The 24,654-nt window shown below is 44.6% G+C and carries 29 protein-coding genes; 19 read left to right on the forward strand and 10 right to left on the reverse strand.

Annotated elements, in window-relative coordinates; all coding sequences use genetic code 11:
- Positions 1–28 precede the first annotated feature (28 nt).
- Together QZW82_RS23925 and QZW82_RS23930 are read left to right on the forward strand one after the other, a co-directional pair.
- Complete coding sequence (locus tag QZW82_RS23925; RefSeq protein WP_293153890.1) at positions 29–370, forward strand: YtxH domain-containing protein; 342 nt, start codon at positions 29–31, stop codon at positions 368–370.
- Positions 371–473: 103 nt separating this feature from the next.
- Positions 474–1,055 (forward strand): DUF948 domain-containing protein, encoded by a 582-nt coding sequence (locus QZW82_RS23930; protein ID WP_293153893.1) that lies wholly within the window; start codon positions 474–476, stop codon positions 1,053–1,055.
- Between the two features lie 14 nt (positions 1,056–1,069).
- On the opposite strand, the gene QZW82_RS23935 is transcribed toward QZW82_RS23930, so the two are convergent.
- Positions 1,070–2,857: a cellulose-binding protein gene (locus tag QZW82_RS23935; RefSeq protein WP_293153896.1), complete on the reverse strand. Its 1,788-nt coding sequence runs from the start codon at positions 2,855–2,857 to the stop codon at positions 1,070–1,072.
- Between the two features lie 4 nt (positions 2,858–2,861).
- Here QZW82_RS23935 and QZW82_RS23940 point away from each other — a divergent pair, with 4 nt between their 5' ends.
- Complete coding sequence (locus tag QZW82_RS23940) at positions 2,862–3,092, forward strand: hypothetical protein (protein ID WP_293153899.1); 231 nt, start codon at positions 2,862–2,864, stop codon at positions 3,090–3,092.
- 48 nt (positions 3,093–3,140) lie between these two features.
- Here QZW82_RS23940 and QZW82_RS23945 read toward each other — a convergent pair whose 3' ends face one another.
- Complete coding sequence (locus QZW82_RS23945; protein WP_293153902.1) at positions 3,141–3,641, reverse strand: DNA-binding response regulator; 501 nt, start codon at positions 3,639–3,641, stop codon at positions 3,141–3,143.
- A 463-nt stretch (positions 3,642–4,104) separates the two neighbouring features.
- On the opposite strand from QZW82_RS23945, the gene QZW82_RS23950 reads away from it, so the two are divergent.
- From QZW82_RS23950 to QZW82_RS23960, 3 genes are read left to right on the forward strand one after another with little or no spacing between them, the layout of a single operon-like run.
- Positions 4,105–5,517 carry an FHA domain-containing protein gene (locus QZW82_RS23950; RefSeq protein WP_293153905.1) on the forward strand — a complete coding sequence of 471 codons (1,413 nt, stop codon included), beginning with the start codon at positions 4,105–4,107 and terminating at the stop codon, positions 5,515–5,517.
- 27 nt (positions 5,518–5,544) lie between these two features.
- Entirely contained in the window at positions 5,545–7,056 is a 1,512-nt protein-coding gene (locus QZW82_RS23955) for a caspase family protein (protein ID WP_293153908.1), read from the forward strand.
- Positions 7,057–7,081: 25 nt separating this feature from the next.
- Entirely contained in the window at positions 7,082–8,539 is a 1,458-nt protein-coding gene (locus QZW82_RS23960; RefSeq protein WP_293153911.1) for a hypothetical protein, read from the forward strand.
- A gap of 100 nt (positions 8,540–8,639) precedes the next feature.
- On the opposite strand, the gene QZW82_RS23965 is transcribed toward QZW82_RS23960, so the two are convergent.
- The 5 genes from QZW82_RS23965 to argB form a co-directional block, all read right to left on the reverse strand.
- Positions 8,640–8,867 (reverse strand): hypothetical protein, encoded by a 228-nt coding sequence (locus QZW82_RS23965; RefSeq protein WP_293153914.1) that lies wholly within the window; start codon positions 8,865–8,867, stop codon positions 8,640–8,642.
- On the reverse strand, positions 8,857–9,114 hold the full coding sequence (locus QZW82_RS23970) for a hypothetical protein (RefSeq protein WP_293153918.1): 258 nt from the start codon (positions 9,112–9,114) through the stop codon (positions 8,857–8,859). Before QZW82_RS23970 ends, QZW82_RS23965 begins: the two co-directional genes overlap by 11 nt.
- A gap of 119 nt (positions 9,115–9,233) precedes the next feature.
- Positions 9,234–9,674 carry a hypothetical protein gene (locus QZW82_RS23975; RefSeq protein ID WP_293153921.1) on the reverse strand — a complete coding sequence of 147 codons (441 nt, stop codon included), beginning with the start codon at positions 9,672–9,674 and terminating at the stop codon, positions 9,234–9,236.
- Entirely contained in the window at positions 9,667–10,155 is a 489-nt protein-coding gene (locus tag QZW82_RS23980; RefSeq protein WP_293153924.1) for a hypothetical protein, read from the reverse strand. The genes QZW82_RS23975 and QZW82_RS23980 overlap by 8 nt, the downstream gene beginning before the upstream one ends.
- Before the next feature lie 141 nt (positions 10,156–10,296).
- Positions 10,297–11,196 (reverse strand): acetylglutamate kinase, encoded by a 900-nt coding sequence (argB, locus tag QZW82_RS23985; RefSeq protein ID WP_293153927.1) that lies wholly within the window; start codon positions 11,194–11,196, stop codon positions 10,297–10,299.
- A gap of 281 nt (positions 11,197–11,477) precedes the next feature.
- Here argB and QZW82_RS23990 point away from each other — a divergent pair, with 281 nt between their 5' ends.
- Positions 11,478–12,269 carry an HAD family hydrolase gene (locus QZW82_RS23990; protein ID WP_293153930.1) on the forward strand — a complete coding sequence of 264 codons (792 nt, stop codon included), beginning with the start codon at positions 11,478–11,480 and terminating at the stop codon, positions 12,267–12,269.
- Between the two features lie 122 nt (positions 12,270–12,391).
- Here QZW82_RS23990 and mreD read toward each other — a convergent pair whose 3' ends face one another.
- The 3 genes from mreD to QZW82_RS24005 all read right to left on the reverse strand — a co-directional run bounded on the left by mreD (position 12,392) and on the right by QZW82_RS24005 (position 14,856).
- Positions 12,392–12,958, reverse strand: coding sequence for a rod shape-determining protein MreD (gene mreD, locus QZW82_RS23995; RefSeq protein WP_293153933.1), 567 nt, complete (start codon positions 12,956–12,958; stop codon positions 12,392–12,394).
- Positions 12,955–13,761: a rod shape-determining protein MreC gene (mreC, locus tag QZW82_RS24000; RefSeq protein WP_293153936.1), complete on the reverse strand. Its 807-nt coding sequence runs from the start codon at positions 13,759–13,761 to the stop codon at positions 12,955–12,957. Before mreC ends, mreD begins: the two co-directional genes overlap by 4 nt.
- A gap of 87 nt (positions 13,762–13,848) precedes the next feature.
- Positions 13,849–14,856 carry a rod shape-determining protein gene (locus tag QZW82_RS24005; RefSeq protein ID WP_293153998.1) on the reverse strand — a complete coding sequence of 336 codons (1,008 nt, stop codon included), beginning with the start codon at positions 14,854–14,856 and terminating at the stop codon, positions 13,849–13,851.
- A 330-nt stretch (positions 14,857–15,186) separates the two neighbouring features.
- Between QZW82_RS24005 and QZW82_RS24010 the strand changes: the two genes are divergently transcribed.
- The 12 genes from QZW82_RS24010 to QZW82_RS24065 all read left to right on the forward strand — a co-directional run bounded on the left by QZW82_RS24010 (position 15,187) and on the right by QZW82_RS24065 (position 24,575).
- Positions 15,187–15,546, forward strand: a complete 360-nt coding sequence (locus tag QZW82_RS24010; RefSeq protein ID WP_293153939.1) for a single-stranded DNA-binding protein — start codon at positions 15,187–15,189, stop codon at positions 15,544–15,546.
- 48 nt (positions 15,547–15,594) lie between these two features.
- Positions 15,595–16,116, forward strand: coding sequence for a tetratricopeptide repeat protein (locus QZW82_RS24015; RefSeq protein WP_293153942.1), 522 nt, complete (start codon positions 15,595–15,597; stop codon positions 16,114–16,116).
- A 159-nt stretch (positions 16,117–16,275) separates the two neighbouring features.
- Entirely contained in the window at positions 16,276–17,214 is a 939-nt protein-coding gene (locus QZW82_RS24020; RefSeq protein ID WP_293153945.1) for an NAD(P)-dependent oxidoreductase, read from the forward strand.
- Positions 17,215–17,360: 146 nt separating this feature from the next.
- Positions 17,361–17,771 (forward strand): hypothetical protein, encoded by a 411-nt coding sequence (locus QZW82_RS24025; RefSeq protein ID WP_293153948.1) that lies wholly within the window; start codon positions 17,361–17,363, stop codon positions 17,769–17,771.
- On the forward strand, positions 17,768–18,673 hold the full coding sequence (locus QZW82_RS24030; RefSeq protein WP_293153951.1) for an RNA polymerase sigma-70 factor: 906 nt from the start codon (positions 17,768–17,770) through the stop codon (positions 18,671–18,673). Before QZW82_RS24025 ends, QZW82_RS24030 begins: the two co-directional genes overlap by 4 nt.
- 128 nt (positions 18,674–18,801) lie before the next feature.
- Entirely contained in the window at positions 18,802–20,361 is a 1,560-nt protein-coding gene (locus QZW82_RS24035) for a GMC family oxidoreductase N-terminal domain-containing protein (protein ID WP_293153954.1), read from the forward strand.
- Between the two features lie 54 nt (positions 20,362–20,415).
- Entirely contained in the window at positions 20,416–20,697 is a 282-nt protein-coding gene (locus QZW82_RS24040; RefSeq protein WP_293153957.1) for a hexameric tyrosine-coordinated heme protein, read from the forward strand.
- 43 nt (positions 20,698–20,740) lie between these two features.
- Positions 20,741–21,079 (forward strand): cupin domain-containing protein, encoded by a 339-nt coding sequence (locus QZW82_RS24045; protein ID WP_293153960.1) that lies wholly within the window; start codon positions 20,741–20,743, stop codon positions 21,077–21,079.
- Between the two features lie 148 nt (positions 21,080–21,227).
- Positions 21,228–21,908, forward strand: a complete 681-nt coding sequence (locus tag QZW82_RS24050; protein WP_293153963.1) for an alternative oxidase — start codon at positions 21,228–21,230, stop codon at positions 21,906–21,908.
- A gap of 121 nt (positions 21,909–22,029) precedes the next feature.
- Positions 22,030–22,407 (forward strand): hypothetical protein, encoded by a 378-nt coding sequence (locus tag QZW82_RS24055; RefSeq protein ID WP_293153967.1) that lies wholly within the window; start codon positions 22,030–22,032, stop codon positions 22,405–22,407.
- Between the two features lie 135 nt (positions 22,408–22,542).
- Positions 22,543–23,025 carry a transposase gene (locus QZW82_RS24060; RefSeq protein WP_293153969.1) on the forward strand — a complete coding sequence of 161 codons (483 nt, stop codon included), beginning with the start codon at positions 22,543–22,545 and terminating at the stop codon, positions 23,023–23,025.
- A 245-nt stretch (positions 23,026–23,270) separates the two neighbouring features.
- A complete protein-coding gene (locus QZW82_RS24065; protein ID WP_293153971.1) occupies positions 23,271–24,575 on the forward strand; it encodes a TldD/PmbA family protein in 1,305 nt (434 codons plus the stop codon).
- Positions 24,576–24,654: the final 79 nt, after the last annotated feature.

A 24,654-nucleotide genomic window follows, 5' to 3' on the forward strand; every position in this document is an offset into this window, starting at 1 on the left:
TACAATTGTATGGAGAGAAGTTATAAAAATGTCAACTAAACGTTCAGGATTATTTATTGGCGGTTTGTTGGTGGGTTCTGCGATCGGGGCCGTGACTGGGTTGCTGATGGCACCACGAACGGGCAAGGAGACGCGGCAGATCTTGAAAAAATCGGCCGATGCTTTGCCGGAGTTGGCGGAGGATTTATCGACTAGCGTCCAATTGCAGGCCGATCGACTTTCTGAAACTGCAATCCGAAATTGGGACGAAACTTTGATTAGACTCAAAGAGGCGATCGCTGCGGGTTTAGAAGCGACTCAGCGGGAACGTCAAACACTGTCGGAAACTGAAGTCGAAGTTACTCCCCCGTCGCGCCCTCCCGTCCGCTAACAAGGTCACGATCAAGCAAAAATAAGGTATTTTAATCATTGTGAGCCGATCGCAATCATTGATTTACTGCAACACTTAGGTCAGCCCCAAATCCGAGATTCAAGTGAGTGACCCTATATTTTGGCTAGGACTTTCGATTTTGCTAGTAGCAGTTAGCCTGACTGCTGTTTTAGTGACTTTAATACCTGCGGTGCAAGCGCTAGCAAGGGCGGCCCGCAGCGTGGAAAAGCTCGCGGACACGCTTTCTCGCGAGTTTCCGCCCACCCTGGAAGCGATTCGGTTGACAGGGTTGGAAATTAGCGAGTTGACGGATGATGTCAGCGATGGGGTGCAAAGTGCGGGGGAGGTTGTCAAACAAGTCGATCGCAGCATTGGTAGCGCGAAAAAGCAGGCGCAAAATGTGCAGGTAACTACTCGCAGCGTGGTGACTGGGATTAAAGCTGCTTGGAAAACTTTAACTCGGAAGCCACCGATTTCTGGGGGGAGGGGCAGAGGGGGCGATCGATTGTCGGCGAGTCAAAGAAGTGCGATTTCGCTGAGGGATTCGGGTTTGGAGGACAGATATTCTGGGGTTTACGGTACGGGCGCGAGCAATGGGGAATCGCCACGGTTGAGGAATAGCGAGGGTTCTGGTTTGCCGGGGGATGCTGAAGATTTTGAGCAAGTGCGATCGGGCGATTCTTGATAGCACCCAATTCCTCATCCTCCCCCAACAGCACAGCCATCCCACCAGCAAGGATTCTTATTCATAAAATCCATCAAAGCATTATACTTAGGCGAACTTTTTTGCTCCACATACTCCAAAGCCCCCCAACTTCCCCACTTACTAAATCCGCTTACATCCACAAAGTGCACGAACAGATTGCCTCCAGTTTCTTTCCAACTATTGAGCAACTGCGTGTAGAGCTCGTACATTTCCGGACGCCTATTTAATTCCATAAAAAACTTAGTTAGTTTTTCATTATTTTCCACTCCTTCAATACCTACAATATGTTGACCGCCCTCGTAAACAAATAACTTGAGATTTTTCTTTTTAACCACATCTAAGAAATACTTAAAGTCATTAGCAACATCTGGCAAACTATCTTTGAATCCCGGCAGCAACCCACCCTCTTTTAATTGCTTAAAAGCTTTGCTAAAGCCGCCATCTGGCTCTTTCAACCAAGACTCTACTTTACTGACACTTTCTTTCGCGCCCAAATTTCCACTGAAATATCCAGCTATAGCTAAGGCATCAATGCCGTGTTGATAACAAGGTTTATTGCCCTCAGCTACCCAATAGGAACACTCTAAAGAATAAGTTTCTAAATCTCTCCAGGCTCTTTGAGTCCCCAACACGCAGACAACTCGATTCTTTTCATCCCCAAAAACGCCTTTCCAGATATCGCACATTTGAGCAGTACGCATTCCGTGCCATTGCATAAAAGCGTCTCCTTTATCTCCCCACTTAGCTTTACCTTGCTCCAAAGCATAATTCGATTGTGGAAATGACCAATTCCAAACCTCATTAGAATACTCTACATAAACTTTCAGCTTTGGGTCTAAACTATCTTTTACCATTTTAGCAAAATTAGTCATATATTCATCCGCAGCCTGATGCGGCATATTAAACCAAGGTTCTGCTTGGAGTTTATTAGCTAAATTCACCATAATTTCTATGGGAACATTGCCTCTGTAAGCATAGGATACACTCTCTGGTTTAGGTCGGTTTGACCATTCTTTTTGTTCAGAACCGTTTGTCCCCATCCAGTCCATAAAACGCAATACTCTAAAATTTTTAATCTTTTCTATAAACAGCGGATTAAATATTTCACCGCTTTGAGACAACTGTTCATCTTGGGAGCGAATTACTTTAATATTGCGGATATAGTTCCCAGTTTTCTTCGGATCGGTAGCAGTAATTGTGATAAATATGCCTCCGCCTTTTGTGGCATCGACATTTATGATATCCCTTCCCGGTTTAGATGCAGCATCATCTTTTTGGGCATCAAAGTTATATTCGATCGCACCCTCACCCTCATAGGTAACAATATATTGCCCTGAAGGATAGAGATTGGGAATTTCCCTAAGTAAAAGGGTACTTACCTTAGTATATTTAGGAGCATCTTCAGGAGATGGAAGAGATTTCACCCACCCGTTTTCATCAAGATTTAAAAGCTTATATTCCTCTGTATCCCATTCACCCTTACAGTTAGGTTGTCCGCTGGTGCATTGAGTTATCCATTGTCTAGAAGATTTGAAAGCATCTAAAAAGGGTAATTGTGTTGACCAATCAGCAATACCGCTAAGCCCAATTCCTAAAGAAGAGCTAGCATTTGAGGTATTTTTTACTTCTGTAGCGACAGGTACTTTGGGATTTGCTATCGGAGTTGTTGGAGAATTTTTAGTTGTGAGATCCCAACATCCGGGAATGAAAATGACAAATATTAATAAACCAATGAGAAAGCCAATAACTTGATTTTTTGACCGTACATTTAATCTAGACATAGATTTGAATATTTTAATTTTTGCAGGTAAAATCGTAGCTGGTACAAAAGTTTTAATTTTGATATTTTATCAAAAACTTCCTTCTGAAACTATCAGCTACAACATTATTAACATTTTTACCTCTCAGTGGATGGGCGATCGCCCTTTCTATAGGTTCGTAGTGAGGACTTCAGTCCGCATAATTTCAGTCGCCAAGTGCGATCGCACATCTAATCTTTTCGATCCAGGTTCGTAGTGAGGACTTCAGTCCGCATAATTTCAGTCGCCAAGTGCGATCGCACATCTAGTCTTTTTTATCCAAATCTTCGGTTTTTGGAGTCTCTGAAGTTGAGGGGAATTCTAGTCGAATATTAATATCAATTGATACTGTACTTTCTTTAAAACCTATATTAACTATTTTTACTAATGCTTCTGTAGGTACAGAATTATTTACTTTAAATTCAGAAGAAGACAGAGTTTTATATCCGGCTTCCTTTAGCCGATCGCAAATATTGCGCCAATTGCCTACAGGTTCGTTAGGTACATCTGCGATTTTTTTCACATATTGGTATAAAGTTTTACATAAATAAACTTCTGCACTTTTGGAAGTCTGAAACAGTTGGCGGGCGATTTCGGCGGGACTGCAACCCGAAAGCAAGCCTCGGAGGTAGAGTTTTTCGGTGTCTGTGAGTCCCCGGCGCGATCGGGGAGAGATTTGCCGTTTAGCCTCTGCAAAAGCTTGGTAAAGCCTTTCTAAGTCCCAGTGTTTGGCGGCTTCGGCAAATAAGTCTTCCTTGGATGCCATTGTCGGATGTGTTGAGATGTGACTAACGATAGCATAACCGAAATTGCTAGCGTTTGTTAGTTGCTTGCTAGCTTTGCTTATTGTATTGTTATATACATCAGATAAAGTTGAGTTTGTTGATGCGGTGTGACGCCGAGTAGGAATACTCAGATTCAGTAATGGGCGCGATCGTTGCAACTAACCTCAAAGCTAATATCTGCGAACGTCTGACGGCACTTGATAAAGTTTTGTAACAAAAAACCAATATTTTGCATAAAACTTGTGGACTGAGCCTGATAGATAAATAGAGCCTTAGAAGTACCGCTACTGTTGCGGTTCATCGGGGCTTAGGGTGCATTCGGGCGATCGTTTCAATTAATCTCAAAACTACTATCTCCAAACGTCAGACGGTGCTAGGTAAAGATTGCTGACTGAGACAGGCTCTAGATGACCTGAAAAATCTATTAAACTATAACCAAAATTCATGCAACTCAAACTTAAGTTAGAACAAACTGGTCAAAGTTGGACGCTGAAGCCAAACGGGAAAAAGTACGTTATTGGCAGTGGCTCAGACTGCGACATTCCTCTACCCAACGTTAATGTTGTGGACACCCGCCATCTGGAATTCAGTTTTAACCAATATACGAATACTTGGCACGTCTGCGACTTAGGTAGTAAAAATGGCACTTTCATTGACAGTCAGCCGATAACTGATTATTCCATCAAAGCTGAAACACGAATTGCGATCGCTGGTGGAGTTTTATTGGTGGCAACACCTGTAGATAACAGCGTGAATGTAACTCAACAACAGACATCACAACCAACTGTTACTCAAAGTAAGCCAGCGTCAGCACCGACAGTTTCAAGTCCGTTGCTCTACTCTCCATCCATACCGATATCGCCTCCTGCTACCGTACCGCAACAAAGTCCGCAGAAAATTTCACAAGAGCCAGATCGAAAGTTAATTCGAGCCTATTTTGAATGCTTAAGGAAGCGTAATAATGCGCCAGCCGTCCAGGAGAGCATTATCAAAGAAGTGCTAAATGATTTTATAGCATCTATTAAGGAAAAGCGATTGCCTCTGGATGGAATTTTGGTCTATGTTTTCATAATGGTAATAATTATTACACTTTTCATTAATACTTGGTACACATTTATGCTAAGTATTTTTGCAGTCATTTTATATAACATCAAAACTCCACGTCCCCCAAAACTACCAATGCCCCCAGTATCAGACGAGCAAATTCAGAAATGGCTAGAATACGATCGGCAACAACTGATTAACATTGGTAAACAGGAATTGAGAATTATGGAAGGAAATGGGGAAGATATCGGAAACATAATTGAGGGCGAACCGATAGAGCTATTTAGTGGAGTGAATGAGAAATTAAGCAAGTCTAATTTTATTAATTGGAAAGAACTAATAGATACTGTAGGCATAAGTGATTATTTTTGCGAGTCCGGAATTGACAAAAATAATAAATATAGCATTTATGACTTTATTGTGATATTTCCATGTAAAAATTTCATAGCTTATTACAGATGTAAGTGGAATTTTATCAGGGGAACCTCATTAACTGATGAAACTTGTGAGTATCTTTATGATAGTATCGTGTCTGTGAAAACAATCGAATTTTCTTCGTCTGATGTGTCAGCTTTACTAAATATTAGCAAAGAGATATATGGAGAAGCTATTATGATTACGACTACAGATAGTAAGGAAATTAGATTCCCTGTCATTATTGATATTCGCGTGATTTGGGAATCAAGTTCAAGATCTTATAATTCAACTGCTAGAGATGCAGCTCACAACATTCGCCAGCAGGTGAGACAAAGAAAACCTGGTTTTATCAGAACAGAATCAGTGAGCGAACGACGCCAGAGTCTTTTTGATTAAATAAACTAACTTGGAGAATTACTAAAGATGTCTAATACTTTCAACCATGGCTATGCACTACTCATTGGTGTTGGTGAATGTGCTAACTATAAAAATTGGTCGCTTCCTGTTACCGTCAAAGACATTAATGCACTTAAATTTATCCTCACAGATCCCAAGTTCTGCTCCTACCCAGACAATCAGCAACACATCCGTTTACTTCACGATACTAAAGCTACACGCGATCAAATTTTGGGCGGTTTAGTCTGGTTACAAGAACAAGCTGCGAAAGACTCAGAAGCCACTATTTTTGTGTATTTTTCCGGTCACGGCTTACTTCACGATACTGGTAAATACTATCTAATAACGCACGATGTTGAGCCTTTCGACATCCCAAACACTACGCTTTCGGCTGAAGATTTTAATAGTGCATTACGCCAAATTCAAGCTAAGCGACTGTTCGTTGTAATTGACAGTTGCCACGCACGGGGGATGGCAAGTGCTAAAAGTGAAGAAGCTGTAATGAAACTGCCATCTGGTTTTGTACAAACTGCACCGCCTAAAGAGATAACTGCTAACCTCAGTCAAGGTAAAGGACGAGCGGTTTTTACATCCTGCGATGGAGGGGAACAATCTTACATCCGTACCGATAATCAGATGAGTATCTACACTTACCATCTTATTGAAGCGCTGCAAGGTGCAGGGAATCAGCCTCACGATACAAGTGTGTATCTTTCTAATATTATGAATTATTTAGCGAAAGCTGTGCCGGAAAGCGCCCAGATTCAATGCAACGCTAAACAAACGCCTAATTTCGACATTTCTAGCGAGGACTTTACTGTTGCTGTTGCTATGTTACAAGGTGGCAAAGGTTTGCCAGTAGATGGATGGGAAGCAGTGAAGAAAAAAACGGCTGAGAAGATGAATCAAATTATTCATGCATATGGCGATCGTAGTATAGCATCTAGTGGTGGTGTGGTAGGAAATCAGGGAACAAATACAGGAAATATAGCTCTTGGAGGTGATATTCACAATCAAACTGGAACTATTTATAATACTCAAGGTGGAAAAATGAACGTGAAAAATCGCAGCGGTGACACTTATAATCAGCAGGATTCTACTAATTACAATAATCAAGGGGCTAAGTTTGACGGTGATGTTCAATTTGGCGATCGCAATTTTTATCAAACCCCTGAAAAACCAAAAGTAGGTTTTGACAACCTTGTTAAAGGAATTTTTAACAAGTATCGATATTTAGAAAACCTGGAGCCTTACGATGCTGATGATGTCTGGAAAATGTTGCGATCGGCTTCTCCAGAAGAATTTGGCTCTTTTGAATTAAAAGTGTTTAAGTTGGTCGTCAGTTACTGCTGTTATTATTGCAAACGCCGTCTTACACAATCAACAGAATATAAGCATTTTGGAGAAGTTGACTATTGTCAAAGAGCAAATGAATTATCGCGAGAAGGAAATTTAAGATGGAGCAGCCATAGGTTAAGTTCTATCATTAAAACCACACAAATGGCTGAAATTATCAAAAGTATAGAGTTAAATAATTAGGAAGTATCTAAAGGAGTAGTGGTTTATGCAAAATCAGAGCCAAGGAATACCTTATCGCATTGTGTTAAGCGATCGCCAGGGGCGAGGCTTTTCTGAGCCAGAAGTGACAGAATTTTTGCGACAAGTGCTGCCACAATTGGCACATTTGCACGCTCAGGGACTGGTACACGGCGCTATTTCTCTGGATACTTTCGTACAAGATAAAGTGAGTTTAAAAGCGGTTTTAGTTCAGGCTAGTAGTTTTGCCATTTCTAGTTATGTAGCCCCGGAGCAATTGCAGACAGGGCAAGTGAGTTTTGCCGGAGATATTTATGCTTTAGGAGTAACAATAATTGTGCTACTTACAGGTAAAAGTCCTGAAGTTTTGCGAAATTATGACGGGACTTGGAATTGGGAAGATCGCTGCACTATCAGCGACCAATTAGCAGCAGTTATCAACCGCATGATTGTAGATAAATTGCCGAACAGCTTTGCTTTAGCTAATGAGGTGTTATCTGCCTTGAACTTTTCTCCAGCTCAATATGGCTATGCCGATACCGTACAAGTGCTACCGGCAATTAACCAAAATCCAGCGGAGTTTTATGTACCTGCAACTGGGATCGCATTTGATAATCATGAGTCGCAAAAACCGCAACCAAAACTATTAGTTTGGCAGTGGATAGCGATTGGTGTGGGAGCAACTTTGTTCGCAGGTATAGCTGGGTTTGGGATTGCCAAAAAATTGAATTATCAATCTGAAGTATCAACTACTTCGGGGGTCACACCTCAATCTCAATCATCGCCCTTTGAATCATCTCCCGAATCGCGATCGCCTACATCTCCGACTTCAGTTAGCACCGAACGAGTTAGCTTTGCGGTTGGCAGCACTGGAAGCACAGTTACGGGTAACATTTCGCCTGCTCAGATTAAGCGTTACTTAGTCAACAGCGGAGAAGGGCAACAGTTTAGTGTCCGAATTTTGCAAGGAAATGTGAATGTTGCTGTCATCGATCCATCGGGAATGACGCTGGGAACTGCAACAAATAGTTCAACTTTTTGGCAAGGGCGACTGCCCCGCACGGGAGACTATATAGCAGAAATTACTTCCCAAAACAACTCAAATTATACCATTCTCATTGAGATTTTAGCAGCCGTAACACCTCCAGCAAATTCTGATTCCACTGCATCTCGTCCAGTTAATTCATTTGATAGCGTCAGATTTCCCCAGAGTACGTGTGGCGATTCTCCGCCAACCTCTGCTAACGCTTATCCTCTTAATTTTTATCCGGTTTTTGTACCCTATAGTGAGGCAAATTTACAAACAGTTAAATCGCTATTTTGCGGTGACGCTTATCCAACCGTGAGAAAAGCTTTAGGAATAGAAGCAATCCAAGTCGCATCTTTTACCAGCTTGGAAAGAGCAGAATCATTCAAACAATTTATGAACACCAAAGTGCGAGGTGCAGAGGTGGGAGAACCACGAAGAGTAGAATCAAGAGAATGATAAATAATTTGAGAATACGATCGCTCTTTCCCTCCAAATAACCAAAAGGGCGATCGCTCTTTCATCAATCAATAAAAACCTCTGATTTTTAACTACAAATCTAAACGTGATAAGCAGTAATCGCAACTATTCCATCAGCACTGTAAATAGCTTCGATGCGTCTAAAAGTAGGATGAGTCCACCACACTTTCAGTCGATTTCCTTGAGCCGCAGCCGTACCAATTTTACCGTAACCTGCTGTCAATAGAAGTAACTCAAACTCTGTAGAAGGCAAAGTTTTTGCAGTAATTTGAGGGATGCCATCAAGCTTATGCTTATCAAGGGTCATAGCTACCTTGGTAAGTGCTGTATATGCGGTAGCCAGGGAGCACTAAAGCAATGCCAATCGGACTGTGAATTATTCCCGGATAGCTTTCTTCGGGTTCGCTACCCCCAATCCGAATTTTGAGCGCACCCAGCCAAATGTAGAACCCTGGAATTAAAGTATCTAAACTGTAGGCGATCGCCCGCATTTGAAGATCGGGGGGATTAATTGGTTTTAAAGACTTTGACTTTTCAGGTCGGGAAATAGACATGACATTGATTCCAATGTGACATAGCGCAAAAATAATCTTGTTGATTACACTTTAACATAATCTAAGTTTCATTTTCACTTGTTAAGTTTATCTTAGTATTGTCTCGCGATCGCCCTCCCCTAATTTACCGCACGTTTGAGAATTTGACCGACAACTCCGTACCTGTCGCCAACCAGTCCATCGAGTTCGTGTTCGATATCTTCCAACCAGCCAAGCTTGCTCGTCCACTTACCATTAGCTAATTGTCTGGCTGCATGAGTTGGAATACCGTTTGAGTCAACATATATCGCTATTTTCTGATATCCAATTTCTAATTCATCGCCTTTACAAATTTCATATCCCAGCGTTTTATAAGCCTGAATATAGGCTTCTAGAGTCTCCTCCTGTGGCACACCGTCAGGCCAATAAAATTGCTCTCCAGGTATCGGTTGCCACCAACGATCGTCTTCCCCAGCAGCCCATGCAAAGCAGTTATATTCTTGAGATTTGGGACTGGTAACTTGATAATCCGTGCCAGACAAATTGGGCCACTTAAATTCAAATTCTGGTCTTCTATACATTCTCTTCAATCGCGTAGCCTTGATTTCTCCCCCACTCTATCCAAGCTGATGCCATCTGTTTTACCCTTCCCCTTTGTTCTGGTTTGATGGGATTTTCACCCGTAATTGCACTCAAAGCGGATAACCAGTAAAGGGGATTTTTTTTCAGTTCGGATAGCAACAGCGGTAGGATTTGAGTTCCCATACTAATAATTTCCTGATAGGCAGGATGCTGAGACATTTCGGCAGTTGAAGACAATCCAGCAACATCTTCCTCCCAATCCGAAGCTAGTGCATAAAATTTGTCAACTATCTCAGGGGAGATATCAGCATTTTTGTTGAGAATATTTTGAGCGGTATTTTGTGAAGAAACTTCTTCCTGTGCGAGTAAGTTTTCTATGCCTATTAAAACTAACTCTTCTATCGAGATATTTAAGTTGTTCGCGACTTGTTGTAATTTTAGGAGGCGCTCATCTGAAAGGGCGATCGCGATCGTGTTCATCTGGTTTACAAACTAGCATGATGCCTTAAGTATAGCAAATAAATTACTCACCTTTTATGCGATCTGACAGTTGTTGCTACAGTTTTGAAAAAAGGTCGATCGCCCTTTTTGTCCGAAAGTGCGATCGCCCTTCAATACATTTTACTTCGTTGCACCGTATCCCGAAGCAACAATCATCGACCCAATACCCGAATCGCTGAAGATCTCTTGCAGCAAAGCGTGTTCCAGGCGACCATCAATAATATGAGCAGCCTTAACACCCTGAGCCAAACTCCGCACGCAACAATTAACCTTCGGAATCATCCCCCCAGAAACAATCCCAGACTCAATTAACTGTCGAGCCTCTTGAATATCTAACTTCACAATCAAACTGTCTGGCTGGTGATAATCCTCTAAAATGCCAGCAGTATCAGTCATCAAAATCAACTTTTCCGCACCCAAGCCAGCCGCAATCTCTCCAGCCACCGTGTCAGCATTAATATTGTAAGATTGACCGTGTTCATCCGCAGCCACGCTCGACACCACCGGAATATATCCGCTGTTGACCAAAGACTCCAAAATCTGGATTTTTACGCCACTGACTTCGCCCACAAACCCAATTCCCTCCCGGCCATCTGGACGAGCTTGAATCAGATTGCCATCAATGCCGCACAACCCTACTGCCTTGCCGCCAGCTTGGTTAATTAACGAAACAATTTCCTTATTCACCTTCCCCACCAAAACCATCTCCACGACTTCCATCGTGGCGGCATCAGTCACCCTTAAACCATCCTTAAATTGCGGCTCAATTCCCAGCTTTTCCAGCCAAATATTAATTTCTGGGCCTCCACCGTGAACCACAACCGGGCGCATCCCCACGCAGGATAGCAGCACGATATCTCGGATTACCTTTTCTTTGAGACGGCCATCCTTCATTGCCGCGCCGCCGTATTTGACCACAATGGTGCGGCCGGCAAACTGTTGAATGTAAGGCAGTGCTTCTGAAAGCACCTGAACCCGATTGGTTTCTACGTTCCGCGCAAAATCGCTGTGTTTGAGCATATGAGGACAAATGGCTAAAAACTTAAGTCTAAAGTTTAATGTCTCCAGCTATCATCAACAAATGCAAAAAGAATGAAGAAGTCATTAGTCAGTAGTCATTAGTCAGCAGACAGATTAATGTCCATGCACCATGCCCGATCGCCCGTTGGCGCAGCCCTCGAAGAGGATCCCGAATTTAAATAGGTTTTCTTAATAATCTAAGTTTAATCTTTCTATTCTAACTTATACAATTCTTGCTAAAGTAAATAAATGTATCGCTACCCAGATTTACTTAACCTTTTATGTTAACTGCTGTCACACCGGACTCCGAAAACCTTCAGTACAAGCTACCATCAGACGCTGACTCGTCCCCCCGGATGACCGTATTTTGCGATTTAGACGGGCCCATCGTCGATGTGTCCGATCGCTATTACACAACCTACCAAGAGGGATTAGCGGACACTCAAGCAGCCTACGGGGCCCAGGGAATCAACCTCAAACTCCAAATTCTCAGCAAACAGCAGTTTTGGCAAATGAAACAAAACCGAGTCCCGGATACTGAAATAGCCAAAACTTCCGGCTTGTCGGGAGAAGAAATTCACGTTTTTCTCGGATGCGTGAGTCGGATTGTCAATCAGCCAGACTTGTTGCACTTAGATCGGATCCAGCCAGGAGTACAATGGGCGATCGCACTTTTGCATTCTCGCGGCGTGCGGCTGATTTTAGTCACCTTGCGGCCGAGAAATCAAGCCGTTCAACTATTGCAAAATTACGGTTTAGCCAGATTGTTTACCAGCATTCGTGGCACTCAGATGCCGGATGCTGCATATCACAACTATACAGCCTTAAAAACTGAATTGTTGGCTGAAGTTGCAGAAGAATTTGAGTCATCCCTGAGTTCGGCTTGGATGATCGGAGATACCGAAGCAGATATCCTCGCCGGACAAGCATTGGGAATACCTACAATTGCCGTTACCTGCGGCATTCGCAGCCGCTATCAACTGCAAAAGCACCAGCCGAATTTCATTCTTAGCGACTTGATTATTGCCGTTCATCACTTATTAGGTTCAGCACCACAAGTGATAGTAGACTGACAGCCGTTAACAGTTAACTGTTATTAGTTAACTGTTATTGGTTAATTGTTATTAGTTGACCAATAACCAATAACTAATAACCAATAACTAATAACTAATAACTAATAACCAATGACTAATGACTAAGATTTTTCTAATTTCCTGGTCATTTCCCACAAGCGATTGAGGGGAAAATAAATCACCGGAGCCCAAAGACTGCTGAGAATAGCAGAACACAAAGCCACACGCTGGTGATAACTCCAAATGTCCAGTAAAGCCCGATCGCCCATAGCGAAAAATTGCAGGCCCATCACCGTTTCCGCCACCACCGCCATCCCAAACACAATTAACGCGATCGGAATCGGATCTCTCTCAACAATATCAGCCGGAATCGACCAGCTTTTCTGCAAAACAACAGTTAAGACACCGACAACAACTAGACTTACAGCATGGGTGGGATGAGGAGCAGTCATCGCATCTTGAAGAAACCCCAAAGCAATACCCATGCTAGCAGCTCCCAAAACTGTACGCTTCCGCTTAATACTCCAAGCTACCAACCAAATTAACAGCCAATTCGGACTAATTCCCAACAATTCCATTCCCGGCATCCGGGTGGGCAATATCAATATGCAGAGCATCACAGAAACAAATGTAACGCCGAAGTTGAGAAATTGGCGGAATCGCGAAGACATCCGAGGTAAACGCTTCATTGCTGCTTTGCTCCCCCTGACGGTGCAGAAGATTCACCCTGCGAAGCCTTGAGTTCGGCTTGCTTATCGTGGGGGTAAACTACCCCCCATTCCAGAGAATTCATCGGTGCAGAAAACTCAACAATAGCTTCCGGAGCCGGAGTTTTATTCAGATCCACCGAAACCACTTTTCCCACCGGCAAACCAGCAGGAAATAACTGACTGAAAGAAGAAGTTGAAACCACATCCCCAGGCTTGACATTGGGAACATTATCAAAAAACTCCATCACAGCCTGATTTCCGCCTTTCCCGTGCATAAAACCCATGTTGCGACTGCGGGTAATTCCCACACCCAATTTACTTGTAGGGTCGCTAGCTAACAGCACCAAGCTAGTATTAGGAGTAACGCTGACAACCCGACCTACCAAACCGCCCGGGCCCATCACAGTAAAATCTGTTTTGATGCCATCATTACTGCCGCGCCCCAAAGTTACTTGCTGCCACCAGTGGTCAGCACTGCGGCCGACAATAGGAGCGACAATCCCTTTAGGTTTCTTAGCAGACACGTAACCTAAAAGCTCTTTTAGCTTCTGATTTTGAGTTTCTAATTCTAATACCTGCGCTTGCAATTCTTGAGTGCGCGCCGAGATGAGCTGCTCTTGTCCAGAGCCGTTGGCGTGAAACGGACGAGTCACCCAATTGTAAACTTCAAATAGTGCAGCACCTTGCGTTTGTCGAACTCCCCAAGCTGCTGTTACAGCTAAACCTAAAAGAGCAATTTGTAGACGCAGATCCCACCACCTGCGGAGTGTGTTTTTTAGCATAATCTCAGTAATCTAAAATTGTTATGTCAGGATTTTAGATTTTAGATGGCAGCCCTAGTTCTAAATCCAAAATCCTAAATTTGTTAACTACATATTGCGCGACGACTGCCCGCTGAAAACCCGTTCCAACTGTTTGTTTTCCAAGACCCTACCGGTTCCCAAAACTACGCAGCACAGAGGATCTGCTGCCACGTGAGTGACAATTCCTGTTTCGTGACTGATCAGAGTATCTAAGCCTTTCATCAACGCCCCACCACCAGCCAGCATAATTCCTCTGTCAATAATATCTGCTGCTAATTCCGGGGGAGTGCGTTCCAAAGTACGCTTGACGGCTTCCACGATTACTGAAAGCGGTTCCGACATACTTTCGCGAATTTCTGGGCCTTTGATCGTAACAGTTCGCGGCAGACCGGAGAGCAAGTGCAAGCCCCGCACTTCCATGATCGCGTCGTCATCTTCGGTAGTTGGATATGCAGAACCCACCTGAATCTTAATTTCTTCAGCAGTACGTTCGCCGATCACCAAATTGTGAACTTTTTTCATGTATTGGACGATCGCCTCATTGAGTTCATCACCGGCCACCCGGACTGACTCACTGATCACCGTACCTTGCAAACTCAAAACAGCAACTTCCGTCGTACCCCCACCGATATCTATAATCATATTACCCGTCGCCTCAGCCACAGGCAGTCCAGCCCCGATCGCCGCAGCGATAGGTTCGTCAATTAACCGTACTTCTCTAGCACCGGCTTGAGTAGCCGCCTCAATGACAGCCCGCCTCTCGACTCCAGTGACACCGCTGGGGATGCCAATAATGATCCGGGGCGAAACTAAGCTTTTGCCTTCGTGAACCCTGCGGATAAAAGTCTTGAGCATGAGTTCGGCAGTATCGAAGTCGGCGATTACCCCGTCGCGCAGCGGGCGCAGTGCTATGACGTTCCCAGGCGTGCGCCCGAGCATTTTTTTAGCATCTTCTCCAACCGCCAGAGGTATTTTTAAGTCTTGATCGATCGCCACTACGGACGGTTCTTGGAGAACAATACCTTTGCCGGATACATAAACGAGAGTGTTAGCAGTACCGAGGTCGATACCCATATCTCTAGATAAGGAAAATCGATTGAGAAGACCCACTGATTTGTACCCCCCCAAAACTAAAATACTAATGTGTGCAATAATGTTGTTACAAAAGTGTAACCGAGGTGGATTCTATTACGTTTTTCATCCTGAGTCTAGTCAGAAATGTACATTGTCGAGCATATGTTGAATGCAGGCTCGCCAATCATCCACAATAAATATGTTCTGGTCAGTGGGTGTAAAATCAGGATGAAGCCCTGATTTGCGCTGTTCCAAGTTAATTTTGGAGGCGATCGCCCTTCAGGGAGAGTTTAACTACATCACCAATCGAGCACATTCCCGAAAAAATTTATGAGTCTTAATGTTGTGACTTTGGTCGGCCGCGTCGGTGGCGACCCGGACGTGAAGTATTTTGAGTCTGGTACAGTTAAGTGCAAGTTAACGCTGGCAGTGAGGCGGCGATCGAGCAAGACCGACGAACCAGACTGGTTTACCCTCGAAATCTGGGGCAAAACAGCCCAAATTGCTGCTGACTACGTTCGCAAAGGTGCTCAAATAGGGGTAACAGGCTCTTTGAAGTTCGATCGCTGGCAAGATAGAAGCACAGGAGCAAATCGATCAATGCCTATCATCAGAGTAGACCAGTTAGACTTGCTGGGTTCCAAACGCGACAACGAGTCCGGTATGTCGCAAAACAACAGCGAATTCTAGGGTTTGGGGAATTTGGGAAAGTAATATTTGTCAATTGGGTGAGGGCTGGTGACTTCCGAAAAGTTAGAAATAGTTGAAACTGAGTACCAAGCTGGCCGAGTAGCTTTTGAGAGCGGCCGCTACGGTCAAGCTATCCAAAGTTTAGAAACAGCGACAGGTTTGGTCGATCGCACTTCGCGGTTAGGTGGCGAGGTGCAGATGTGGCTGGTGACAGCCTACGAAGCCTCTGGCGATACAGCAAGGGCGATCGAGCTTTGCCGCAAACTCACCCGCCATCCCCGCCAAGAAACCCGCCAACAAGCAAAGCGCTTGCTCTTCATTCTCGAAGCCCCCAAACTCAGTATCCCTGACGAATGGACGGTAAAAATTCCCGATTTAGCAGCTTTGGATGAGAATAAATCAATCAATTTTCAAGCCAATCCGAACGCTGATATCAAGTACGCCAAACCCAAGCCAGTTGTACCGGAACCTGTGGACTTGAGTCAGGTTAATACGAAAGATAACAGGTTTATCTGGGTGGCGTTAATTGCAACAATTATAATTTTTTGCTCTTTAGTATGGCTAAGTTAGGCTAACTTCAACTGAATACCACGATTGCAGGTTAATCAGGTACGGTAACAGAAGCTTTGCCACCAGTTTTTTATTTGAGTTAAATCAAATTGTCACAACCAACGATGCTCTCTCGTCTTATCTATAAATACCTCACAGGCTTCAACAGGAGGTTCATAGATGAGAATTTTTGTGGCAGGTGCAACAGGGGCGATCGGTCGTCCGCTGATCGCCCAATTGCTGGCGAAAGGACATGATGTAGTAGCGTTGACCCGCACTCCAGAAAAAGCAAGGATTTTAGCTGAACAAGGTGTGGAACCTGCGATCGCAGATGTGTTCGATGCAGATGCTGTCAAAGCTGCTATCATTCGCGCTCAACCGGAAGTGGCGATCGAACAACTCACCTCTCTGCCTAAAACCTACACCCCTGAGACAATGCAGGTCGCAGCAGCACTGAACGATCGCATCCGTCTCGAAGGAGGTGCAAATGTGCTAGCGGCAGCGCAAGCGGCTGGTGTGCGTCGTTACATCAGGCAGTCGATCGCATTTTGGGCGATTCCCGGTACAGGATTGGCAGACGAAGAAACACCACTAGCTTTAGATGCTTCACCCGCAGTTGCAGACGGAACCCGCACGGTGAATGAGATTGAATATCGCTTACTCGAAACGCGGAATCTAGAAGGAATTATCCTGCGTTACGGCTTCTTCTACGGGCCCGGCACTTGGTACGCAACCGATGGAGATGTTGCCGAACAGGTGCGACAGCAACAATTTCCGATCGTCGGAAATGGCGAAGGGCTATGGTCTTGGGTTCACATTGAGGATGCGGCACAGGCGACGGTTGCGGCAGTCGATCGCGGAAATCCTGGAATTTACTTAATTGCGGACGATCGACCCTTAGAGGTATGTGTGTGGCTTCCAGCTTATGCACAATGGAACAATTCTCCACCCCCTCCTCATGTCTCGGTTGAAGAAGCTCTACGTGTGAGTGGTGCGGATGCTGTCTACTATGGCACCCAAATCCGAGGTGTATCCAATGCTAAGGCAAAACGTGAACTGAATTTTCAACCGCGATCGCTCGAATGGCTGGTTGAAACTGCCGTTGCTAGTGCCAACTGACAATTTAACATCGATCGAGCTAATTCAATGAGTTAAATAGACCTTTTCAATAATTCTTGTGGAACAGGCAAGATGCCTGTTCAAGACTGGCTTTTTTAGAGATAACTAATGGATCTGTTGATGTTTTCTAATCAGGGAGAAACAAGTTGAAAATTGCTCAATATGGAACAACTTTAGTAATCATCCATGCGATCGCAAACGGACTGCATGGTTTAGCGCATTTGGAAATCCCAATTCCTCTCTCTCTCATTCAGAGTTTGTTTGTGGGTATGGTGATTTTTCTAATTCCCATCGTTGCAGCCGTTTTACTTTGGACAGAGTTCGATCGCATTGGTAGCTGGCTCTTGCTCAGTTCAATAGCAGGATCGCTCCTATTTGGAATCTACAATCATTTCATCGTGATTAGTCCCGATCATGTGTCTCAAGTTTCCTTTGAAGGTTGGGGTTTGTTGTTCCAAATCACAGCAATCCTAATATTAATTGTGGATGGATTAGGATCTGGAGTTGGCGTGTGGGCATTAAGAACTATTCAGCAACAAGAACAGGGGGCTTTATGAGTTCTCTGGAGGACTTTAACAACCATCGTCCGTTGCTGTTCTCGATCGCCTACCGAATGCTGGGCACTGTCACAGATGCCGAAGATATGGTACAAGAAACCTTCCTCCGCTGGCAACAGACCGCGAGGGAAACCGTGCGATCGGCAAAGACTTATCTGGCAACTATCACTACTCGTCTCTGCATCGATCATTTGCGATCGGCGCGTGTCCAACGAGAACAATACGTCGGCACCTGGCTACCAGAACCGATGTTAACGCCACAATCAGAAAATTCAACAGATTTAATGGAATTAGCAGACTCGCTCTCGATCGCATTTTTAACTGTACTGGAGCGTTTATCTCCCATTGAGCGGGCAGTATTTTTGCTCCGTGATGTGTTCGACTATGACTATGACGAAATTGGTCACATGGTTGGCAAAAGTTCGACTAATTGTCGCCAAATTCTCCGACGAGCGAAGCAGCATCTTGCTGACGAACGTCCTCGTTTCCCAGTTTCTCGATCGCAGCAAGAGCAGATTACATCCCAATTTTTAGATGCCTCCACCAAGGGAGATTTGCAAGATTTGCTGCTGCTTTTTGCGAAGGATGTGACATTTTTGTCAGATGGTGGCGGTCAGGTGATTGCAGCCATTAAGCCCATACATGGATCAGTAAAAGTGGCTCGGATGCTGTTAGCTATTCGCCGTAAATGGCTGGCTAATGCTCATGTTGTTTCGCGCTTAGTCGAAATCAATGGGCAACCTGGAATTATCCAATATCTTGATGACCACATTCACAGCGCCATAACGCTTGAGATTGTTGATGGCTGTATTCAGTCTATTTACAGCGTGCGGAATCCAGAAAAGTTAGAGCGGATTTGCCAGGAGATATCGTTGGAGGAGGAGCAAAAGAGCGATCGGTGATTTGCTTCTATGAGCTAGCTCATAGAAGCGATCGAAAAGCTATTGCATGATGAAAGCAGATGAACTGATGGAAAATAAAATCCTAATTTACCGTAATCCATTACAAACAACAAAAAAGGAGAATTTTCATGACGAACTATGACTATATTGTGATTGGTGCAGGTTCGGCAGGCTGCGTGGTTGCCAATCGTTTGACAGAAAATCCAGAAACCACGGTGCTGTTGCTCGAAGCTGGCAACCCCGATACGAAACCAGAGATTCAAATTCCGTTGGAATGCACACACCTACCAGGCACCGAGGTGGACTGGGGCTATTTCTCCGAACCAGAACCGTACCTGAATCATCGCCAAATCTTTTGTCCCCGTGGCAAAGTCTTGGGTGGCAGCAGCGCGATTAATTTCCTGCTCTATATTCGAGGTAATCATCACGATTATGACCACTGGCAGTCATTGGGCAATCCCGATTGGAGTTATCAAGATGTACTGCCCTATTTCAAGAAATCTGAAAACCAGCAACGAGGTGCTTCGGAATATCACAGTGTTGATGGGGAGTTGAGCGTTACCGATGTCATTTCCCCGACTGCCATCTCCCAGCGATTTGTAGACGCAGCGGTGGCACTGGGATACGATCGCAATCCTGATTTCAACGGTATACAGCAGGAGGGTGCAGGACTTTTTCAGTTTACTGTCAAGGATGGTAAACGGCACAGTACCGCTGCTGCATTCCTCCTGCCCATTCTCCAGCGTCCCAATTTGACAGCGATGACAGGAGTATTAGTGACTCGGTTGTTGTTTGAGGGTACCCGTACCGTTGGGGTGGAATACCTGCACGAGGGAACGCTGCACCAGGTTAGGGTTGAGCAGGAAGTAATTGTCAGTGCTGGTGCGTTTGATTCGCCCAAGTTGCTGATGCTGTCCGGCATTGGTGATGCAGAACAGTTGAAAGCATTAGGGATTTCTGTAGTCGCTGATTTGCCAGGTGTCGGGCAAAACCTGCAAGACCATATTCTCGTTCCTGTAACCTACGAGGCAACTCAGGATTTACACACGGCAAACACCAGTAATGGAATTGCTGAAACTGGATTATTTTTGCATAGCAAGGGTAATCTGGCGGCTGCACCAGATTTAGAATTGGTCTTTGGTCCAATTCTATGGGCACCTCCTGGTTATCCCAACTCTGGTTTGGGTTTCACAGGTCTAGTAGTTTTGAACCATCCCCAAAATATTGGTAGTGTCAGTTTACGATCGTCCGATCCTAAAGATACACCGATGATTCGGATCAACTATCTGCAAAGTCAATCCGATGTGCAAAAGCTAGTTGACGCGATTAAATTAATGCGCCAATTGTTTGAGACCAGTGCCTTTGATGAGTTTCGAGGTAGGGAAGTCGCTCCTGGTGCTGACGTAACTAGCGATGAAGCCCTCGAAGCTTATGTTCGGGAAGTTTGCGGTACTGTGTTTCATCCTGTCGGTACCTGCAAAATGGGCACTGACCCAATGGCGGTGGTAGACCCCGAACTCCGGGTACATGGAGTTCAAGGGTTGCGTGTGGTCGATGCTTCAATCATGCCAACTCCAATCACCGGACATACGAACGCGCCCACAATCATGATCGGCGAAAAAGCAGCCGATTTAATTAAAGCCACAGGTTGTGTTTCACAGCAAATACCTTCAGCAATTGCCAACTAACAGGGATCGCAATGCTGCTGTTCAAAAAAAAACAATAACTCAGGAGATTTTGACATGGACAATATAACAACTTCAAACAATCCATCTGTTGTAAGACCACCCGAAATTACATTGGTTCCCAATAACTCCCTGTTAACAGAAACTCCTGAAGAGGGACGACAACTGGCAGTCAAAATGGCACGGCTGATCATCAAAATGACTCAGCCTGATGAAGAAAAGCGCAACCAGTTACGAGAGGTTTATGGCAATGATGCCATGATGCTGATTGCAGTTGGTCACGTTGTCGCAATAGAATTCGCCACAGTCGCTGCTGCAAACAACTACTGGCGCAAGTAGTTTCTTTCAAGACTCAAATCCAATAATCAAGGAGTAACGATCGATGACTATTGTAAAGCCATTGGAAGCTGGTGCAATTGATTTAGCAGAGGCGATTGTGTATGCCCCAGAAGGAATCCGCAGCCAAGTTTTGCTAGAAGATGCAAACTGTAGATATACCCTGATGACACTTATTGCGGGTACGCACATTGCAGAACACGCTTCTCCCAGGAATGCGACGGTTCATGTGATTGAAGGGCGCGGCATATTAACTCTGGAAGGTAAAGATATCGATCTAGCATCAGGAGTATTTTTAGTCATGCCTGCCGCAGCACGTCATGCAATTCAAGCGAAGGATAATCTCGCATTTCTATTAACATTTTCTGAGCAACCTGCTCGGTAATCATACCAAATCTGGGTTAAAAACCTCTTAATTGCTGAAGAGCGGGCAAGGGGATCAATTAGCTCTCATGAGCTAATTGTCGGATGAGTAACCCGGATTGAGTATCATCGCAAATATTTCATGCCGTCAGATTTTTGAGGAATTCACCATGAAAGTTTTGATTCGATTAATAGTTGCTTTTTTCGTATTCCTTGTAGATGTCGTGTACGGAAATCGTTCCTACCCTCGGTTTTATATGCTGGAAACGATCGCCCGCGTGCCTTACTTTTCCTATCTATCAGTGCTGCATCTCTACGAAACGCTGGGTTACTGGCGCAAAGCTGACTTGTTGAAAGTTCACTTCGCTGAAACCTGGAACGAATTGCATCATCTGTTAATTATGGAATCATTGGGAGGCGATCGCCACTGGATCGATCGCTTTATTGCCCAACACGTTGCATTCGCTTACTACTGGGTTGTCGTGCCACTTTATATGCTGTTTCCCTCCTACGCCTACTACCTGATGGAACTGATTGAAGGTCATGCCTATCATACCTATGACGAATACTTGAAAACCTATGAAGCAGAACTAAAAGCTCAACCTGCGCCTGAGGTAGCAATCAATTTCTATCGCGATGGCGATCTTTATATGTTTGATGAAGTTCAGACTACAGTAAGTCATGAATTTCGTCGTCCCAAGGTGGATAATCTATACGACGTGTTTGTGAACATCCGTGATGATGAAGACGAACACGTAAAAACAATGGTGGCACTCCAGAAACCAGAAGCACGACTAACCTTCAAAAGTCCCCATACAGTTGTTGAATTAATGGGTGCGAATGCAGATTAAACGGGTTGATTGTAGGGGGGTGTTATACTTTGAAACCGGCTTAACTCCCCCTTTCTTTATTTCTTAGTCTGCGAAGGCAGACTTCGTTTGTGTAGTAGCGGTTTCAACCGCCGAATTATCTATGAAAAAACTACTGAAAAAATCCGCGTTACTTCTTGCTATGCCAATCTGTATCTTAGCTAATTTTTCCTTACCTGCCTCTGCTGATTCTACTGCTGACCTTATCCTTAATATGAAATGCCAGGGTGGTTACAATATCAATCTTTGGAAAAAGAATGCTTCGGGTGAACTGCTATATCGCTCGACCAGTTCCAAGGGTAATTTAAGTGTGGGCGGAGGTACTAGCAAAGCTACAGAAGGCGTTCGAGTCTATAAGTTTCGGAATGGCAATTATGAATATTGGGTGTGGGATGGCACGTTGGATAGCCCGCAGTCTGGAACTTTAGAGGTGTATAAAAACAACCGTATCTTGATGCAGAAAGCTTGTTCCAAAAGTTGAATCATCTAGCCTGACTAAATTAGTCCACTACAGACAACTGAGAAAGAGAATTTTATCCAACTATGAGCTAGCTCATAGAAGTTGTTGATACATACTGTCAGACTAAAGGTAGTTCAAGGTTAGGAGGGTAGCAATATGACTCTCACAAAAACAAACAAAACTGCATCCCAAGTCGAAACTCTCGCCAGACTATATCTGGAAAATAAGCCAGCCGAAATTTCAGATGAAACCATCGCCCAACTCTGTGATTGGCTGATGGCTGAGTTCCAGAAATTGCCCTTAAATCTCAAATTTTCAGATTATATGCGTTATGACAACGCTAAAGAAATGTTTGCGGATATTGAGCAAGGGCAGCTTTGGGTATCCGCTGAGAGTTACGATTCTGCTGTTTATCCTAATCCCATTTATGGATTTATTTTTCAGGGAATGCACGATTATGACCACTACTTGACGGGTAGTGACTTCAGCCTGGAGGGGGAAATCGTGGCTTATCACCTCACAGCAAAACGTGCGCCGAGTTTAAAAATCCAAAAAATTCTCTATTCCGAAATTGTACTGCGATCGGCTGCCTATATTTATCTAGGACGCGCGGCTACTCCTAAAATTATTTTTCCATAATCGATCGCACAGGTAAAAGATCGTGTACGAATGTCCTTGTTGTTCTTATCCATTATTACGACACATTCACCAACATGAAATTTGCTGGTTTTGTCCCCACTGTCGGGCAATGATGCCAGCTATTTCCGAAGTAAAAAGCACTTCAAAACTGAGCATAGGAGAATCACGATGATGACCCAACAATCCGTAAGTCCTAAAGGTTAAACTAAAATAGAATAAAGACCAAACCAGAAAAGGCGATTATTGTGAGCGATTCCACCATAGAACAGATATTGAAATTGGCATCTGGGCGCGCTGATGCTGCTGAAGTATACTACCTATCCAGCCAAGACACGCCGATCGAATTTGAGAACAATCGCCTCAAATCCCTGCAAACCAAAGCCCTGCAAGGGGTAGCACTCCGGCTGATTTACAATGGCAAAATCGGCTTTGCTAGTTCCACCGACTTAACGCGGATAGACGATTTAGTAGATGCAGCCATTCAAACCGCCGAAATCGGCGACCCCGCAGAATTTGAACTCGCCTCCGACTTCCACCTAAAAGGCCCGGAAACCACCTACACTCCGCCCACAACCGCCGAATTAGTTGAAAACGGCAAAAACCTCGTCGAGCAAGTTCACGCCTACAATCCCGATATTATGGTAGATGTGGGCTTCCACGTCCGCAGCGGCCGCGTCAAAATTGCCACGACGCAAGACGTGTATGCCGAAAGAAGCAGCCAAATAGTCAGCGGGACGATCGCCGGAAATTTGGTACAAGGAGAAGACTTTATGCAAGCATACAGTTACGATGTCGCGCGCGATCGACCCCTCGACACCAACAGCATCCTGGAATCGCTTCTCGAAAAATACCGCCTCGCCGAACATTCAGCCACCATCGCCAGCGGTTCCTACCCAGTATTATTTACCCCCAGAGCCGCCGCCAGCACCCTCGGCGGACTTTTTGATACCATCCTTTCAGGTCAAGCAGTAGTTCAAAAAGCCTCTCCCCTAGCCGACAAAATCGGCGAAACCTTATTTGACGAACGCTTCACCTTTTTTGAAGACCCCACTTTGGGCCCTTCTGCTTGTCCCTTTGACGACGAAGGAACCCCCACCACCCGCAAAGTCTTGATCGACAAAGGAACTGTCACCGGATTTTATTGGGATCGCAGGTGGGCTGCTCGCGCCGGTGTACGATCGACCGGCAACGGTTTTCGTGGCGGATTGTCTCGCCCGGGCCCAGACTTGACCAACTTCTGCATTTCCCCAGGAAACACCAGCACCCAAGACTTGATTGCTAGCATGGACGAAGGTCTTATAATAGAACAGGTTTTAGGTGCCGGTCAGTCAAATCAGTTAGCTGGCGAATTTTCTGTCAACTTAGACCTAGGCTATAAAGTAGAAAAAGGCAAAATTGTTGGTCGCGTCAAGAATACAATGGTGGCAGGCAGCATTTTTGAAGCCTTTAAAAATCTGGCAGATTTAAGTACCGAAGCCGAATGGGTAGGTGGTGGGGCATATTTGCCGAGTATGCTATTTCAACAGTTGGGCGTAGCTTCGAGACAATAAGTTCAGTGCGGTTAATTTCAGGTGACTCCGACACTGCTGCTATCAAAATGTCAACACTCACATCTTGGTTTGTAGTAAG

Origin of the sequence: Microcoleus sp. bin48.metabat.b7b8b9.023, from assembly GCF_013299185.1 — a bacterium.
In the GTDB taxonomy this organism is placed as follows: domain Bacteria; phylum Cyanobacteriota; class Cyanobacteriia; order Cyanobacteriales; family Microcoleaceae; genus Microcoleus.

Bases quoted from the DNA above. Each gene is read 5' to 3' on its own strand.
- QZW82_RS23960 (WP_293153911.1), top strand. From the start codon at position 7,082: ATGCAAAATCAGAGCCAAGGAATACCTTATCGCATTGTGTTAAGCGAT.
- mreC (WP_293153936.1), bottom strand. From the start codon at position 13,761: ATGCTAAAAAACACACTCCGCAGGTGGTGGGATCTGCGTCTACAAATT.
- QZW82_RS24020 (WP_293153945.1), top strand. From the start codon at position 16,276: ATGAGAATTTTTGTGGCAGGTGCAACAGGGGCGATCGGTCGTCCGCTG.
- QZW82_RS24005 (WP_293153998.1), bottom strand. From the start codon at position 14,856: ATGGGTATCGACCTCGGTACTGCTAACACTCTCGTTTATGTATCCGGC.
- QZW82_RS23980 (WP_293153924.1), bottom strand. From the start codon at position 10,155: ATGAACACGATCGCGATCGCCCTTTCAGATGAGCGCCTCCTAAAATTA.
- QZW82_RS23945 (WP_293153902.1), bottom strand. From the start codon at position 3,641: ATGGCATCCAAGGAAGACTTATTTGCCGAAGCCGCCAAACACTGGGAC.
- QZW82_RS23935 (WP_293153896.1), bottom strand. From the start codon at position 2,857: ATGTCTAGATTAAATGTACGGTCAAAAAATCAAGTTATTGGCTTTCTC.
- QZW82_RS23965 (WP_293153914.1), bottom strand. From the start codon at position 8,867: ATGACCCTTGATAAGCATAAGCTTGATGGCATCCCTCAAATTACTGCA.
- mreD (WP_293153933.1), bottom strand. From the start codon at position 12,958: ATGAAGCGTTTACCTCGGATGTCTTCGCGATTCCGCCAATTTCTCAAC.
- argB (WP_293153927.1), bottom strand. From the start codon at position 11,196: ATGCTCAAACACAGCGATTTTGCGCGGAACGTAGAAACCAATCGGGTT.
- QZW82_RS24050 (WP_293153963.1), top strand. From the start codon at position 21,228: ATGAAAGTTTTGATTCGATTAATAGTTGCTTTTTTCGTATTCCTTGTA.
- QZW82_RS24040 (WP_293153957.1), top strand. From the start codon at position 20,416: ATGGACAATATAACAACTTCAAACAATCCATCTGTTGTAAGACCACCC.
- QZW82_RS23990 (WP_293153930.1), top strand. From the start codon at position 11,478: ATGTTAACTGCTGTCACACCGGACTCCGAAAACCTTCAGTACAAGCTA.
- QZW82_RS23925 (WP_293153890.1), top strand. From the start codon at position 29: ATGTCAACTAAACGTTCAGGATTATTTATTGGCGGTTTGTTGGTGGGT.
- QZW82_RS24045 (WP_293153960.1), top strand. From the start codon at position 20,741: ATGACTATTGTAAAGCCATTGGAAGCTGGTGCAATTGATTTAGCAGAG.
- QZW82_RS24010 (WP_293153939.1), top strand. From the start codon at position 15,187: ATGAGTCTTAATGTTGTGACTTTGGTCGGCCGCGTCGGTGGCGACCCG.
- QZW82_RS24035 (WP_293153954.1), top strand. From the start codon at position 18,802: ATGACGAACTATGACTATATTGTGATTGGTGCAGGTTCGGCAGGCTGC.
- QZW82_RS24060 (WP_293153969.1), top strand. From the start codon at position 22,543: ATGACTCTCACAAAAACAAACAAAACTGCATCCCAAGTCGAAACTCTC.
- QZW82_RS23970 (WP_293153918.1), bottom strand. From the start codon at position 9,114: ATGTCTATTTCCCGACCTGAAAAGTCAAAGTCTTTAAAACCAATTAAT.
- QZW82_RS23950 (WP_293153905.1), top strand. From the start codon at position 4,105: ATGCAACTCAAACTTAAGTTAGAACAAACTGGTCAAAGTTGGACGCTG.
- QZW82_RS23955 (WP_293153908.1), top strand. From the start codon at position 5,545: ATGTCTAATACTTTCAACCATGGCTATGCACTACTCATTGGTGTTGGT.
- QZW82_RS23975 (WP_293153921.1), bottom strand. From the start codon at position 9,674: ATGTATAGAAGACCAGAATTTGAATTTAAGTGGCCCAATTTGTCTGGC.
- QZW82_RS24055 (WP_293153967.1), top strand. From the start codon at position 22,030: ATGAAAAAACTACTGAAAAAATCCGCGTTACTTCTTGCTATGCCAATC.
- QZW82_RS24030 (WP_293153951.1), top strand. From the start codon at position 17,768: ATGAGTTCTCTGGAGGACTTTAACAACCATCGTCCGTTGCTGTTCTCG.